The organism is Prauserella sediminis (assembly GCF_014195435.1).
Classification (GTDB): domain Bacteria; phylum Actinomycetota; class Actinomycetes; order Mycobacteriales; family Pseudonocardiaceae; genus Prauserella; species Prauserella salsuginis.
On record NZ_JACIBS010000001.1, the window covers coordinates 2724323 to 2739122 of the forward strand.

At 70.4% G+C, this 14800-nt stretch carries 16 protein-coding genes, 2 tRNA genes and 1 pseudogene; 14 read left to right on the top strand and 5 right to left on the bottom strand.

All coding sequences use genetic code 11. The features are described from left to right. Nucleotides 1-6 precede the first annotated feature (6 nt). Nucleotides 7-79: transfer RNA gene (locus tag FB384_RS12410), tRNA-Arg, on the bottom strand. A gap of 167 nt (nt 80-246) precedes the next feature. On the opposite strand from FB384_RS12410, the gene FB384_RS12415 reads away from it, so the two are divergent. From FB384_RS12415 to FB384_RS12450, 8 genes are all read left to right on the top strand, one after another. Beyond that, on the top strand, nt 247-897 hold the full coding sequence (locus FB384_RS12415; protein ID WP_183782855.1) for a response regulator: 651 nt from the start codon (nt 247-249) through the stop codon (nt 895-897). A gap of 102 nt (nt 898-999) precedes the next feature. Then, nucleotides 1000-1689: a response regulator transcription factor gene (locus FB384_RS12420; protein WP_183782856.1), complete on the top strand. Its 690-nt coding sequence runs from the start codon at nt 1000-1002 to the stop codon at nt 1687-1689. Nucleotides 1690-1790: 101 nt separating this feature from the next. Beyond that, complete coding sequence (locus FB384_RS12425) at nt 1791-3128, top strand: HAMP domain-containing sensor histidine kinase (protein ID WP_183785414.1); 1338 nt, start codon at nt 1791-1793, stop codon at nt 3126-3128. A 150-nt stretch (nt 3129-3278) separates the two neighbouring features. Further along, the gene (locus FB384_RS12430) at nt 3279-4076 is read left to right on the top strand and encodes a DeoR/GlpR family DNA-binding transcription regulator (RefSeq protein WP_183785416.1); all 798 of its coding nucleotides are present in this window, start codon (nt 3279-3281) and stop codon (nt 4074-4076) included. Continuing rightward, complete coding sequence (gene galT / locus FB384_RS12435; protein ID WP_372497774.1) at nt 4073-5200, top strand: galactose-1-phosphate uridylyltransferase; 1128 nt, start codon at nt 4073-4075, stop codon at nt 5198-5200. Before FB384_RS12430 ends, galT begins: the two co-directional genes overlap by 4 nt. 79 nt (nt 5201-5279) lie before the next feature. Further along, on the top strand, nt 5280-6803 hold the full coding sequence (locus FB384_RS12440; protein ID WP_183782857.1) for a S1C family serine protease: 1524 nt from the start codon (nt 5280-5282) through the stop codon (nt 6801-6803). A 130-nt stretch (nt 6804-6933) separates the two neighbouring features. Further along, a complete protein-coding gene (locus FB384_RS12445) occupies nt 6934-7434 on the top strand; it encodes a MogA/MoaB family molybdenum cofactor biosynthesis protein (RefSeq protein ID WP_183782858.1) in 501 nt (166 codons plus the stop codon). 19 nt (nt 7435-7453) lie between these two features. Next, nucleotides 7454-7804 (top strand): hypothetical protein, encoded by a 351-nt coding sequence (locus FB384_RS12450; protein WP_183785757.1) that lies wholly within the window; start codon nt 7454-7456, stop codon nt 7802-7804. A 27-nt stretch (nt 7805-7831) separates the two neighbouring features. Here the strand turns inward: FB384_RS12450 and mscL are convergent, their stop codons facing one another. Beyond that, nucleotides 7832-8239, bottom strand: coding sequence for a large-conductance mechanosensitive channel protein MscL (mscL, locus tag FB384_RS12455; RefSeq protein ID WP_183782859.1), 408 nt, complete (start codon nt 8237-8239; stop codon nt 7832-7834). A gap of 33 nt (nt 8240-8272) precedes the next feature. Beyond that, entirely contained in the window at nt 8273-8935 is a 663-nt protein-coding gene (locus FB384_RS12460; protein WP_183782861.1) for an SAF domain-containing protein, read from the bottom strand. A gap of 159 nt (nt 8936-9094) precedes the next feature. Between FB384_RS12460 and FB384_RS27490 the strand changes: the two genes are divergently transcribed. Next, nucleotides 9095-9424, top strand: a complete 330-nt coding sequence (locus FB384_RS27490; protein WP_407676096.1) for a hypothetical protein — start codon at nt 9095-9097, stop codon at nt 9422-9424. A gap of 14 nt (nt 9425-9438) precedes the next feature. On the opposite strand, the pseudogene FB384_RS27495 reads toward FB384_RS27490, so the two are convergent. Both FB384_RS27495 and FB384_RS12470 read right to left on the bottom strand, forming a co-directional pair. Continuing rightward, nucleotides 9439-9603: pseudogene (locus tag FB384_RS27495) on the bottom strand (FmdB family zinc ribbon protein); the annotation flags it as partial. Between the two features lie 118 nt (nt 9604-9721). After that, nucleotides 9722-10333: a 5-formyltetrahydrofolate cyclo-ligase gene (locus FB384_RS12470; RefSeq protein WP_323985213.1), complete on the bottom strand. Its 612-nt coding sequence runs from the start codon at nt 10331-10333 to the stop codon at nt 9722-9724. A gap of 169 nt (nt 10334-10502) precedes the next feature. On the opposite strand from FB384_RS12470, the gene FB384_RS12475 reads away from it, so the two are divergent. The 5 genes from FB384_RS12475 (at nt 10503) to FB384_RS12495 (ending at nt 14705) form a co-directional block, all read left to right on the top strand. Then, nucleotides 10503-11405 carry a UTP--glucose-1-phosphate uridylyltransferase gene (locus FB384_RS12475; protein ID WP_183782867.1) on the top strand — a complete coding sequence of 301 codons (903 nt, stop codon included), beginning with the start codon at nt 10503-10505 and terminating at the stop codon, nt 11403-11405. Beyond that, entirely contained in the window at nt 11405-12688 is a 1284-nt protein-coding gene (gene glp, locus FB384_RS12480) for a molybdotransferase-like divisome protein Glp (RefSeq protein ID WP_183782869.1), read from the top strand. The genes FB384_RS12475 and glp overlap by 1 nt, the downstream gene beginning before the upstream one ends. Before the next feature lie 19 nt (nt 12689-12707). After that, a complete protein-coding gene (locus tag FB384_RS12485) occupies nt 12708-13376 on the top strand; it encodes a GNAT family N-acetyltransferase (protein ID WP_183782871.1) in 669 nt (222 codons plus the stop codon). A gap of 198 nt (nt 13377-13574) precedes the next feature. Then, nucleotides 13575-14558, top strand: a complete 984-nt coding sequence (gene sepX / locus FB384_RS12490) for a divisome protein SepX/GlpR (protein ID WP_183782873.1) — start codon at nt 13575-13577, stop codon at nt 14556-14558. Between the two features lie 74 nt (nt 14559-14632). Further along, a tRNA-Ala gene (locus FB384_RS12495) sits at nt 14633-14705 on the top strand. Nucleotides 14706-14800: the final 95 nt, after the last annotated feature.

Below are 14800 nucleotides of genomic sequence, written 5' to 3' on the forward strand. Positions count from 1 at the left end.
GGTGGGCGCCCCCGGCAGGATTCGAACCTGCGACACCCGCTTTAGGAGAGCGGTGCTCTATCCCCTGAGCTACGAGGGCAAGGCCGTGCGGCCCGGGCACAGCCTACCCGTACCCGGGTGAATGTTGGTAAGTGGACCATACGGAAGCAAACGATCACTTACTCTGGGCCCACTACCGACAGGTAGCACCCCTGTCACCGACGGCGAAGACCTTGTCCATCCCGTCCCCCCTCCGGGAGGCAACCGTTGATCACAGTCATGTTGGCCGATGACGAGGAGCTCGTGCGTCAAGGCCTGCGCGCGATGCTTTCCGCCGCACCAGACATCGAGGTCGTCGGCGAAGCGGCCGACGGCAGATCGGCCGTGGAGACGGCCAGACGGCTGCGACCTCAGGTCGCCCTGCTGGACATCAAGATGCGCCAGCCCGACGACGGCATCCGTGCGCTGCGCGCGATGCAGGGCCTGCCCGAGGCTCCCCGGATGGCGATGCTGACGACGTTCGACGTCGACGAGTACGTGAGCCTGGCGCTGCGATTCGGCGCCAACGGCTTCCTGCTGAAGGACATCGAACCCGGCGTGCTGGTGCGTGCGGTACGTGACCTCGCGCGCGGCGGTGCCGTACTCGACCCCAGCGTGGCGGCGCGGATGGTGGACGCCCAGCGGGACGAGGCCCGCGCGGCGGCACCGGCGCGGCGGCTGCTGGCGTCGCTGTCCGAACGCGAACGCGAGGTCGTGTCCCTCATCGGCCAGGGCATGTCCAACGCCGAGATCGGCGGCAAACTGCACCTGTCCGAAGCCACCGTCAAGGGATACGTGTCCGCGGTGCTGTCGAAGATCGGCGCGGCCAACCGCGTGCAGGCGGCCCTGCTCGCCTACCGCGGCGGCCTGGTGGACTAGGACCGGTCCACCCGGGTGCCGGTCCGGTACGTGATCGGGCCGACACCCGGGCGGGAGCGGGTGTTCAGCCGCGTCTCAGGCACGCGCGACACACTGGATCTCATGCGCATACTCGTTGTCGACGACGACCGGGCCGTGCGGGAGTCGCTACGGCGTTCCCTCGAGTTCAACGGCTACCAGGTCGACGTGGCAGGCGACGGTGCTCAGGCGCTGGAGAAGGTGTCGAGCGACCGGCCCGACGCGATGGTGCTCGACGTCATGATGCCCAAGCTGGACGGGCTCGAGGTCGCCCGCCGTCTGCGCGGCACCGGGGATGACCTGCCCATTCTCGTGCTCACCGCGCGGGACGCCGTGTCGGACCGGGTGTCCGGGCTCGACGCGGGCGCCGACGACTACCTGCCGAAACCGTTCGCGCTGGAGGAGCTGCTCGCCAGGCTGCGGGCACTGCTGCGGCGCGCCGCAGCCGAGGCCGACCCGCAGGGCGCCGCTGCGCTGGTGTTCGCCGACCTGACCCTCGACCCGGACACCCGCGAGGTGCGACGGGGAGAGCGGGACATCAGCCTCACCCGCACCGAGTTCACGCTCCTCGAACTGTTCATGACCTACCCGAAGCACGTGCTGACCCGCACGCGCATCCTCGAGGAGGTCTGGGGCTTCGACTTCCCCACGTCGGGTAACGCGCTCGAGGTGTACGTGGGCTACCTGCGCCGCAAGACCGAGGCCGACGGCGAACCGCGGCTGATCCACACCGTCCGCGGCGTCGGATACGTGCTCAGGGAGACCCCGCCGTGACCGGATCCGCCCAGCCCGCCATCGGGGTGGCCGGCGGCGCCGCAGGTGACGGTGCGGAACCGGACCGGACGCCGAAGCGCATCTCGCTGCGCACCCGCGTCATGCTGTTGGCCACGCTGTGCGTCGGCGGCACCGTGGCGCTCGTGTCGCTGGTGACGTACCTGACTGTGCGGGACAACGTCTACGACCAGTTCGACAGTTCGCTGACCCAGCGGGCGCACGCGGCCGCCCAGAGCGTGCCCGTGGCTTCGCAGTTCCAGAATCTGCCCACAGCCCTGTTCGCCAGCGGTGACATCCAGATCGGCCTGCTCGAAGCCGACGACACGCTCGTCGTGCCGCGTGGCGCGGCGAAACCGCCGACCGGCGAACCCGAACTGGCCGTCGCCCGCGGGGGTGCGGAGTGGTCGCTGCGCACCGACAAGGCGAGCGAGATCCGGGTCGTCGCCGTGCCCTCCGGTCACGGCCAGGCGCTCGTGCTGGGCCAGTCGCTGGCACAGACGGAACGAACCCTCGGCGACCTCGCACTCGTGCTCATGCTGTTCGGCGGGATCGGTGTCGTGGTCGCGGCGGGCGCGGCCACGGCCGTCGCACGGACCGCGTTGCGGCCGGTGGAGCGGTTGACCTCCGCGACCGAGCGGGTCGCCGACACGATGGACCTGCGGCCGATCCCCGTCACCGGGGACGACGAGCTCTCGCGCATGACGCAGAGCTTCAACACGATGCTGGGCGCCGTCGCCGAGTCGCAGGCACAGCAGAGCAGGCTCGTGGCCGACGCTGGTCACGAACTGCGCACGCCGTTGACGTCGCTGCGCACCAACCTCGAACTGCTGCTCTCGGCGGACCGCAGCGGCGCGCCCCCGCTCGACGAGACGATGCGCAGCGAGATCGAAGCCGACATTCGCGGGCAACTCGACGAGTTGACGCAGCTCATCGGTGACCTGGTGGAGCTGGCGCGCGACAGCGGACCGCAGGAGATGATCGAGCGGGTCGACCTGGCTGAGGTCGTGGAGCGGGCGCTCGACCGGGCGCGCAGGCGCGCGGGCGACACGGAGTTCGAAGTCCGGCTGCAGCCGTGGGAACTGACCGGTGACCCCGGCGTGCTGGAGCGTGCCGTGCTGAACCTGCTCGACAACGCGGTCAAGTTCTCCCCGGCAGGGGAGACCGTGCACGTGGGACTGCGGCCGCTCGGTGACGGCACAGCCGTCGTCGAGGTGGCCGACCGCGGCCCCGGGATCTCCCCAGCGGACCTGCCGCGCGTGTTCGACCGCTTTTACCGTTCGGCCGAGGCCCGCACCCTGCCCGGTTCGGGGTTGGGGCTTGCGATCGTCCTGCAGGCCGCGCAGCGTCACGGTGGTGGGGCGTTCGCCCTGGCGCGCGAAGGTGGCGGCACGGTCATGACGATCCGCCTTCCGGGTGTCGCCACCGACCGGGACGAGTAGCCGCACGGGCGCCCACTGCGGCCGCACGCCTCGTCACGTCGGCCTTCGACGATCACAATCCAGCTGGCTGTTGAATGATGTAGGATTTTGTTCAGTTAGGTTCGGTTTGTGGGCGTCGGTGGTGGCCGGCGCCGGACGGCGGGAGACGGTGTGCTGGCGCGGCAGCGACAAGCGATCATCCTCGAAGAGGCACGGCGCAGCGGCGCGGTCCGCGTGAGCGACCTCGTCCAACGGCTCGGTGTCTCCGACATGACCGTGCGCCGCGACCTCGACGTACTCGCGGGCCGGGGACTCGTGGAGAAGGTGTACGGCGGGGCCACGACCATCGGCGACCGCAGCACCGACGAGCCCGGTTTCGAGGCCAAGTCCGTGCAGCAGCAGGACCACAAGGAGGCCATCGCCGCGCGCGCTGCCGAACTCGTCCACCCCGGCAGTGCGATCGGTCTGTCCGCGGGTACGACCACCTGGACGTTCGCCCGCGCGCTCGCCGGCATCGCCGACCTGACCGTGGTGACCAACTCGGTGCGGATCGCCGACGTGCTCCACGAATCGCCGCAACCCGGCCGCACCGTGATCCTCACCGGGGGCGTCCGGACCCCCTCCGACGCACTGGTCGGTCCGGTCGCGGTGCAGAGCATCCGCAACCTGCACCTGGACATGGTGTTCCTGGGCGTGCACGGCATGGCCGACGGTCCTGGCTTCACCACCCCGAACCTCACCGAGGGAGAGACCGACCGTGCGCTGATGGAGTCCGCGCGCAAGCTCGTCGTCCTCGCCGACCACACGAAGTGGGGCACGGTCGGCATCTCCACCATCGCCGACCTGGCCGACGCGAGCGTCGTCGTCAGCGACGCCGACCTGCCCGACGATGCGCGGGCGACCCTGTCCGAACATGTCGGCGAACTGATCATCGCCGACGCCCCGTCGAATCCGGAGGCAGGCGAATGAGTGTCCTGCGGAAGACGTCGCGCCGCCTCGCCGACGGCCGGGAGATCGTCTACTTCGACGACACGCCGGACGTTCCGGAGCGCACGGCCGTGGACTCGCGCGACCTCCCCGAGGTGACCGCGGCCTCGGAGATCCGCCGCGACCCGTTGACGGATGAGTGGGTGGCGATGGCCGCGCACCGGCAGACCCGCACCTACAAGCCGCCGGCGGACCTGTGTCCGCTGTGCCCCAGCTCGCCGGGAACACCGAGTGAGGTTCCGGAGAGCGACTACGACGTCGTCGTGTTCGAGAACCGGTTCCCGTCGTTCTCCCAGGGGGTCGACGACCCGGGAGAGGGCACCGTGGACGGGGCGGGCATCGTTCCCTCCGCTCCAGGCAGAGGCCGGTGCGAGGTCGTGTGCTTCACGAGCGACCACACCGGCTCGTTCGGCCGGTTGGCCCCCGAGCGCGTGCGAACGGTCGTGGACGTGTGGGCCGACCGCACGGCGGCACTGTCCGAGCTCGACGGCGTGCGGCAGGTCTTCCCGTTCGAGAACCGCGGCGAGGAGATCGGGGTGACGCTGTCGCACCCGCACGGGCAGATCTACGGCTACCCGTTCGTCACCCCGCGTACGGAGCGCATGCTGGCGACGGCCGAGGCCTACCGGGACCGGTACGGCCGGCACGTCCTCGGTGACGTGCTCGCGGCCGAACGCGCCTCGGGCGAGCGGGTCGTCGCCGAAGGGGAACACTGGACCGCGTTCGTGCCGCCCGCCGCCCGGTGGCCGGTGCAGGTGCAGGTCGTTCCGCACCGGCAGGTCGCCGACCTGACCGAGCTGACAGAGGCGGAGCGGGACGACTTCGCCCGCGTCTATCTGCAGGTCCTCGGCCGGTGCGACGGGCTGTACGGCAAACCGTTGCCGTACGTCGCCGGCTGGTACCAGGCGCCGCAGGGTACCGACCGGAACCTGTCGTGGCTGCACCTCGAACTGCTGTCGGTACTGCGGTCGGCCGACAAGCTCAAGTACCTGGCCGGTTCCGAGTCCGGGATGGCGGTGTGGATCAACGACGCGACCCCGGAACAGATCGCCCGGCGCCTGCGCGCGGTCGGCGACGTCGACCACGGCACGGGGGCGGCGGGCTGAGTCGCGGTCCCGCGAACCCACGGGCGGCCCACAGCCGGATTTCAGCGATCTCTCAGGACCATGACCCATGATGGGGGGCATGAGCGAGAACGACCCCACCTTCTCGGACAACACCGACTCGGACAACACGGCGACTCCTTCGTCCGGATTCCCCGCGCAGGGCGGGCCCGAGCAGTCCCACGGTGCGGCGGGCGCGACGCCCAGTCCGTGGTCGGCGGAGGGGGCTGGGCAGGCCGATCCCGCTCGGCCCCCGCAGCAGCCGCAGCAGTCCGGGCAGGCGCATGCGCAGGACATCCGGTACGCGCAGGGCGAGCAGGCGGCCCCCGCGGCGGGGTATGCCGGTGGTTCGCAGTACCCGCAGGCGGCGCAGGAACAACAGGCCGGGCAGCAGAGCGCGTACGGCAACCCGTACGCCCCACCGGCTGGTCAGGCGTACCCCGGCGGGCCGAACGCGGGTGACCCCACCGGAGCGCAGGGGCACGGCGTTCCGGGGATGGCACCGGTACCGGCGGGTCCGGAGAAACCCCGGCGGAGCGGTACGACCAAGCTCGTCATCGGGGTGGCCGTGCTCGCGCTGCTGGTGGGCGGCGGTGCCGGCACGCTCGGCGGCTACCTCGCGGCCGACGGGTCGTCGGGATCGTCGGTCAGTTCGCTCGACCAGCAACGGCCCGCCGAACAGACCGGCAACGCACCCAAGGGTTCGGTCTCGGCGGTGGCGCAGAAGGTCAGCCCCAGCGTGGTGCAGCTCAAAACCGTGAGTTCGCAGGGCGCGGGCGAGGGCTCCGGCTTCATCATCAGCGACGACGGCTACGTGCTGACCAACAACCACGTGATCGCCGGTGCCGCTGACGGCGGCCGGATCCAGGTGGTCTTCAACGACGGGCAGACGACGTCGGCGACCGTGGTGGGCCGCGACCCGACGACGGACATCGCCGTCGTCAAGGCCGAGGACGTGAGCAATCTGCCGGCCGTCGAGTTGGGCCGCTCCGACGACCTGCGCGTGGGGCAGCAGGTGGTCGCGATCGGTTCGCCCTATGAGCTCGCCGGCACTGTGACCTCGGGCATCGTCAGCTCGCTGCACCGGCCGGTGTCGGCGGGAGGCCAGGGCGACCAGACGACGGTCATGGACGCCATCCAGACCGACGCCGCCATCAACCCGGGCAACTCGGGCGGGCCACTCGTCGACATGAACGGCCGGATCATCGGGATCAACTCGGCGATCTACAGCCCGTCCACGGGTACCTCGCAGGAGAGCGGCAACGTCGGCATCGGGTTCTCCATCCCGATCGACCAGGCCCGGCGTACTGCGGACGACATCATGCAGGACGGCCACGCCACGCAGACGTTCATCGGGGCGATGGTGCGGGACGGCAGGCAGGGTGGTGCCGCGATCGCCGAGGTCGAGTCGGACAGCCCGGCGGAGAAGGCTGGGCTGAAGGGTGGCGACGTCGTGGTCAAGATCGGCGACCGTCGCGTCGAGGACTCCGACACGCTCGTGGCGGCGATTCGCACCCGCGCACCCGGCCAGAAGGTCACGCTCACCCTCGAAGGTGGGCGGACGGTCGAGGTGACCCTCGGCGGTCAGCCGGTGCGAGCGAACTGACCTCCCAGACGCTCGGCCGCCACGGGCGGCCGAGACCAACAGCCGCAGGCCGCGGCGCCATGCGCCGCGGCCTGCGACCGCCGCGCGCGGCTCACGCGCATCCGGCGGACGGACCACTACGGTAGGGATCATGGAACGGAGTGCACAGCGGCTCGGCCGCGCGCTGGTGGTCGTGGTCGACGACCGCACCGCCCAAGGGGAGACCGACGATGCGATCGGCCCGCTCGTCACGGAACTGCTCGAGGAAGCGGGCTTCATCGTCGACGGGTCCGTGGTCGTCCGCGCCGACATCGTCGAGATCCGCAACGCGCTCAACACCGCGGTGATCGGCGGCGTCGACCTGGTGCTCACGGTCGGGGGGACCGGCGTGGCGCCCCGGGACGTGACGCCCGACGCGACGTCGGGAGTGCTGGACCGTCCGGTGCCGGGCATCGCCGAGGCGTTGCGTTCGTCCGGGCTGGCGGCGGGTGCCGTCGACGCGGGAGTGTCGCGTGGGCTCGTGGGCCTGTCGGGCAGCACGCTCGTGGTCAACCTCGCCGGGTCACGGCCCGCGGTGCGGGACGGCATGGCGACGCTGTCGACGTTGCTGCCGTACGTGATCGGCGAGCTGTCCGGCCTCACCGGCGACTGAGCTGCGAGAGCCCACGACCGTGACCGGCCCGTCGACACCCGAGTCCGCCGCATTCGAGCCCGCCGCATCCGAGCCGGCCGCATCCGAGCCGGCTGCATCCGGGTCGGCCGCATTCGAGGGCACCGCGTCGTCGGATGCGCCGACGTCGCCGGACACGCCGGCGGAAGCAGCGGACCCGGAAGCGGCGGATCCGGAAGCGGCGGAACGCTCGGAGACGCCCCGTCGCGCGCCGGCTGCGCGGCGGCGAATCGCCGAGGTGTTCGGTGAGGTGCTGCCGGAGACGACCTCGGACGAGCGGGACCCCGCCGCGCGTTCCGCCACGTCCGAGGACTGGTACCTGCAGAACCGCCCGCCGCATCACGACCGGTGACGTCGCGACCGGCAGGGCCGTCGCCGGTCAGCTGCGCGGGTCGCCCTGCCGGTCCCTGAGCAGATCGCGGATCTCGGCGAGCAGCTCCGTGTCGGTCGGCGCCACCTCCTCGGCCTCCTGTCCGCGCTTGCGGCGTTCCTGCAGCTTCTGGAACGGAACGACGACGAGGAAGTAGACGACGGCGGCCACGATGACGAAGTTGATCGCCGCGTTGATCACGGTTCCGAAGTCGAGGAATGTGCTGGGGTTCTCCTCGAGGATCCGTATCCCGAGCCCCTGGGCGCCCTCGCTGCCGCCCATCGCGTTGATCAGCGGCTGGATCAGACTTTCCGTGAACGCAGTGACGATCGCGGTGAACGCCGTGCCGATCACGACTGCGACGGCGAGTTCGACGATGTTGCCGCGCATCAGGAATTCCTTGAAGCCCTTCAGCACGTCCTGCTCCCTTCCACATTGGACGTCCTTTGACTAGCGGAGCGTAACCGTGACGGGCTGATCTGCGGCGACGGCGGCAAGTCGGGTCGCGGGCTCCGGCCGGGCTGCCACGAGCACGAGAGGTCCCTCGTCCGATGAGCCCGGTGCGGCACGGTCCGGGGAGCCTGGCATGAGCACCGACAACACGGGAACCTCGCTGGCCAGGACCTGTTTCGCAGGTCTGTCCGCGGTGCCGGTTCCGGGTACCACTATGTCCACATGAGACCCGGAGTGCAGCAGCGGAGCAACGTCCGGATCGTCCAGTCTGACCGGAACGGTCACGGTGCCCGCCGGTGTGGGAGCGCGATCCAGCAGCCGTGCATCCGTGACAGGTTCACCCTCCCGAGCGACGCCCACCAGGTGCTGGCCGATGATTTCGTCCGGTTTTCGCAGCGCACCGGAGGGTCGAAGGTCGACCGGAAGGGCGGAGACACGGACGTCGCCGGCTCGCAGCGTGCTGCCGAGCGGGACGTCGCGGGCGAAAACGAGGGTTGGCCGGGTCTGGGTCTCGTCGTCACCCGCCGTGGCGGGGCGGGCGGCGATCAGTACCGCCAGCAGGAGGAGCGCGACTGCCAGAACCCGCCGCAGCACCGGCACGGGCCGCGCACGCAGCGCTGTCGTCAGTTGCGCGGTTCGGCGCGCGAAGGGAACGGCCACGGATGCCTCCTCGTCGGATCGGGCCGGACGAGGCCGGCCTCGGTTCGATCGACGTTAGGGAGGCATCGAGGCGGCGCGGAAGAGCTCGGCTGCCGGCCTGTGGATAACCGGGTCCTTGTGGACAACTTCACAGCGGAATCCGCCGGGCCGGCGCCGGACATGAACAAGCCCCCGGGCGCGGGTGACGCATGCCCGGGGGCTCTGGGGTGCAACCGCCTGCAGGTGCGAGGCCTGCGGGGAGTCGGTTCGCGGGGTGCGCCCGCGCGTGCTCAGGAGGCGGCAGACGTCGACGCGGAGGTCGTCGACGAGCTCGTCGACGAGCTGCTGTTCGAGGACGTCGACGAGGAGGAGTCGGTGGACGAGGAGGACGAACTCGAGTCGGAGGTCGAGCCCGAGTCGGAGCTCGTCGAGCCGGACTCGGCCGACGACTTCGCGGGCGCCTGCGAGCTGTTCGAGCTGCTGTTACCGGATCGCGAATCGTTGCGGTAGAAGCCGCTGCCCTTGAAGATCACGCCGACGGCCCCGTACAGCTTGCGCAGCATGCCCTGACACTCCGGGCATTCGGTGAGGCTGTCGTCGGAGAACGACTGGACCACCTCGAACTGGTGGTCGCACTGCTTGCAGGCGTATTGATAGGTCGGCACAGGTGCTCCTTCAGGCGTTGGCACTCGACTCCTAAGAGTGCTAACGAGATTGTGCTCTACCGCATTCCGGCATGGCAATCAGGCCCAGGTCACACCGCGATCACCGACTCGGGCGTGCCGCCTGCGGGGAAGGTCGGCCGAACTACGCCGCCGGCAGTGTGACCAGGCCGTTTCCGGGTGTGAGCACCGCGTGCATCCGCACGTCGTGCGACTCGGCGGGTAACCGGTCGACCAGCTCGTCGTCGCGCACGACCGCCACCAGCCGGACGTCGGGACCGGTGAACACCAATGATCGGTCGTAGAACCCTGCGCCCTTGCCGAGCCGCGCTCCCTGCCGGTCGACGGCCAGCGCGGGCACGAGCACCAGGGCCGCATCCTGGATCGCCGCCGCGCCCAGTCGCGGTCCGCCCGGTTCGAGGATGCCTCGATACCGCCCCGGGATCAGGCTCGCCGTGCCCGTGTACTCGGCCCACTCCAGCGGACCGGGCTCGTCGGGAACGATCGGCAGCAGCACGCGGGCACCGGCGTCGCGGAGCACGTCGAGCAGGCCGATCGAGCCGGGTTCGGACCCGAACGGGACGTAGCCGCACACGGTCGGCGACCGCAGTCCGTCGAGCAGGCCGGGAACCGCCGTCGCGAGCGCGCCGGCCTCGGCGACCTGCTGCTGGGCCGACACGGCGGAACGGGCCGCGCCGATCTTGCGACGCCATTCCCGCTTGTCCGGACCTCCGGTCGGCTGCTGGGGCGTGTTCACGGCCTTCCTTTCCGGGGGCGGACCCTGTGTCGGTGGCGACATCGAGTCGGCGACGCGCCGGTGAATGCGCCGCGAATGGGGTCTTGTGCGCATTTCATCGGTCGCCGACTGTCGCCGCCAGCCTGTCATTGTCGGCTTGAATCGCACGTTCAGGCTAGGCTTCACGCCTATGACCGGTCCCAATACTACGAACACCTTCCGCACGGCCATCGTCCCCGCGGCGGGCCTCGGGACCAGATTCCTTCCGGCGACCAAGGCCGTCCCGAAGGAACTGCTGCCCGTGGTGGACACGCCGGGTATCGAGCTGGTTGCGGAAGAGGCGGCCGAAGCCGGGGCGCGGCGCATGGTCGTGGTGACGTCGCCCGACAAGCAGGCGGTCGTCGACTATTTCCAGTCCCGCCCCGACCTCGAGGACGCACTCGAGAAGAAGGGCAAGAAAGCACTGCTGGAGAAGGTGCGCAGGGCCCCGGGGCTGATCGACGTCGACGTGGCGATCCAGCAGGAGGCGCTCGGCCTCGGGCACGCCGTGGCACAGGCCGGGCCTGCGCTGACCGACGACGACGATGCGGTGGCCGTCCTCCTGCCGGACGACCTCGTGCTGCCCTCGGGCGTGCTGACGAAGATGGCCGAGGTGCGCGGGCGGCACGGCGGCAGCGTGCTGTGCGCGTTCGACATCCCGAAGGCCGAGATCTCGCCGTACGGCGTGTTCGACGTCAGCGACACCGACGACGGCGACGTCAAACGGGTGCACGGGATGGTCGAGAAGCCGGCGCCGGAGGATGCGCCGTCGACCTACGCCGCGGCGGGCCGGTACCTGCTGGACCGTGCGATCTTCGACGCACTGGAGCGGATCGGCCCCGGCAGTGGCGGAGAGCTGCAGCTCACCGACGCGGTGGCGCTGCTGATCGAGCAGGGACATCCGGTGCACGTCGTCGTGCACCGCGGCCACCGGCACGACCTCGGCAACCCGGGCGGGTTCCTGCGTGCGGCCGTGGACTTCGCGCTGGCCGACGACGACTACGGCCCTGCGCTGCGTGACTGGCTGAAACAGCGAATCGAGAACGTCGACTGATGAGCGAACTCGAGCCGACCACCACGGTGACCGCCGTTCCGGATCTGCCCGCCGAGGACTTCCGGCCGGTCGCCGAGCAGCTGAACCGTGCCCTCTCGGCGGCAGTGCGTCCGAATCCGGTGCGGGTTGCGATCTCCGAATCGCAGGGACTGCCGTGTGCCGAGGAGGTCGTCGCCGAACAGGCGCTGCCCGGTTTCGACCAGGCGGCGGTGGACGGTTACGCGGTGCGCAGTGTCGACGTGCGCACCGCGGGTGAGGAGCCGGTGCAGCTGCCGGTGGTCGGTGAGATCCAGGCCGGGTCGCGGCAGCCGCGGCGGCTGCAGCCCGGCCAGGCGGTGCGGGTCGCCACGGGCGCGCCGTTGCCGACCCTCGCGGACGCGGTGGTGCCGACGGCGTTCACCGACGGCCACCAGGCGAACGTCACCGTGCAACGGGCGGTGCCGTCGGCTGGATACGTCCGCCGGACGGGCGAGGATGTGCAGATCGGTGACGTCGCGGTGCGTGCGGGCGACACGATCGGCTCGGCCCAGGTGGGCCTGCTCGCCGCGGTGGGCAGGTCGAAGGTACTGGTCTACCCTCGGCCGCGGGTGTCGATCATCTCGGTGGGCGACGAGCTCGTCGACGTCGACCGCACCCCGTCGGTGGGGCAGGTCTACGACGTCAACTCCTACGCACTGGCGGCCGCCGCGCGCGATGCGGGTGCGGAGGTCAGCCGGGTCGGCATCGTGCCGCTGGACCCGAAGCGGTTGCGCGAGACGGTCGAGGGCAGGCTGCTGATGTCCGAGGTGGTCGTCGTCGCCGGCGGGGCGGGCGGCACGACGGGCAACGAGGTTTACGCGGCTCTGTCCGATCTCGGTGACCTGGACGTGCGCCGCATCGCCATGCACCCCGGTTCGGTGCAAGGGTTCGGCAAGCTCGGCCCCGACTCGGTGCCGACGTTCCTGCTGCCGGCCAATCCGATGAGCGCGCTCGTCGTCTTCGAGGTCATGATCCGTCCGCTGATCCGCGCGGCCCGCGGCACCAAGAATCCGCACCGTAGGGCCGTCGACGCGCGGCTGCTTTCGCCGGTCGTCTCGACGGCGGGCCGCAAGGGGTTCCTGCGTGGTCAGCTGCTGCGCGACGAGACCAACGGCGAGTACCTGGTGCAGCCGCTCGGCACGTCCGGTGCGCATCTGCTCGCCTCGCTCGCCGAGGCGAACTGCCTGATCAACGTCGACGAGGAGCTCACCGAACTGCCTGCGGGCGAGCAGGTCAAGGTGACCTTCCTGGCCCAGCGGGCCTGAACCGGGAGCGCCGCGGGCGATGTCGGAGCGGGAGCCGCTCGGCGAATCGCAGCACCCCGGTTGGCCAGCCCGCCCGGTCCCGCTGGTCGTCGACGGGGCCGAGGTGCGGCTCCGGCCCGTGCGCTGGCGCGATGCGAGCGCGTGGAGCCGGCTGCGGCTGCGCGATCGCGACTATCTCGAACGCTGGGAGCCGACCGCGGCCGGGTCGTGGGAGGAACGCAACTCGGGATGGGCGTGGCCGCCGCAGTGCACGTCGTTGCGCGCACTCGCCCGCCGAGGCCAGTGTCTGCCGCTCGCGATCGTCGTGGACGGTGAGTTCGCAGGTCAGATCACGGTCGGCAACATCGTGCGGGCGGCGTTGCGGTCGGCGTGGGTCGGCTACTGGGTCACGTCCGACCTGGCGGGAAGGGGCATCGCGACGGCGGCGGTGGCGATGGTGACGGACCACGCGTTCGGTCCGGCGCGGCTACACCGGCTGGAGGCCACGGTGCGTCCCGAGAATGCGGCGAGCGTTCGGGTGCTCAGCAAGGTGGGTTTCCGCCGGGAAGGCCTGTTCGAGCGTTATCTCAACGTGAAGGGTGAATGGCGCGATCACATCGTCTACGCCATCACGGCTGAGGAAACGGGCGATGGCCTGGTGGAACGCCTCGTAGCCGCGGGCCGCGCGGCACACGTCCATTCGAGTTAATCAACCGCGCTACAGCTACCTGATCCAGTGACAGGAATCAAAGATGACCCCGGCGCGTCTCCGGGTCTTCTGTTACTCGTGTGACTAACGTGGTGATTTGTCAGCGTGGAGACAAAGCGCTCTGCGGACAAGGGGAGTGGGGCGGCCCGAGGGCTGCGCGGCAACGCGAACGACCGACAGGTCGGGAGGTGACGGGAGATGCCAAGCTCGTTGATCATTATCGGGCTCGCCGCTGCGTGGCTTGTCGTTCTCGTTCCCATGGTGGCGCGGAAGCGTCAGGAGGTCGCACAGACCAGCGATGCGGCGCTGGCCGGCCGGATCGTGCGGAGCGGTACGCGCAACAACGGGCGAAGGGAGTTCGCCATGACCCGGAACGCCGGCACCCGTGGCGGCCGTGAGGACGACGAGTTCGACGACTCCGTCGACTACGCCGACGGCGACACGGACCACGACACCGAAGACGACTCTGCCGCCGGCATCGACGACTACGACGAACCCGACGAGGCCGACGACGAACCGGTGGACAGCCGGGAGCGCAGGTACGGCCGCCGCGCCGACGCGGGCGAGGCCGATCTCGACGAACCCGGCGACCGCAGGCCCGGCGAACCCGTCGCGAGGCGCTACCGCCCCGGTCGCGGCGGGTTCGACCCCGAGGCCGCCGAGATGGACGCGCGCGCCAAGTACGCGTACCGCCAGCGGGTCGTGCTGATGCTGTTGATCGCGGCCGTCGTGAGCGCGATCGTCGCCGCGGCAGTGCTGCCGATGCTGTGGTGGCTGCACGGGGCGATCGACGTCGCCCTCGTCGGCTACCTCGCATACCTGCGCCGTCAGGTGCGTATCGAGGAGGAGATCCGCGAACGCCGGATGGCCCGCTACTCCGGCGGTCCCCGGCGGCGTGCCGCCGAACCCGAATGGGACGACGAGGCGTGGGGCGACGAGGACGACGGTGGCCGCGACACCCGCGACCGTGACACCCGCGACACTGCCGAGCCTCGCCGTGGTCGTCCTGCCGAACGCCCCGAACAGCCACGCCAAGGCCCCGAACTCGTCAATGTCGAACGGCGCCGCGCGCCGCGGCCGCCACGGAACGCCGTCGTCGTCGACATCGACGACGAGGACCCCGCTTTCCACGAGCTCGGCGACCCGGGCGAACTGCCCTATCGGCGGGCCGTCGGCGAATAGGGGCCCCCTCGCTCGATGGGCATGGCGACCTTGCTATGCTCATCGAGCACTCATCAAAGAGGGCAACAACTTCAGGGGCTGTAGCGCAGTTGGTAGCGCGTCTCGTTCGCATCGAGAAGGTCAGGGGTTCGATTCCCCTCAGCTCCACAGATGGAAGGCTCGTGCTCGCGGAGAGCGCGAGCCTTTTCTGTTTCGCCGATCGGGTCTGAGGCCGACCCCCCACAGTGCGTGCTCCTGCTGAC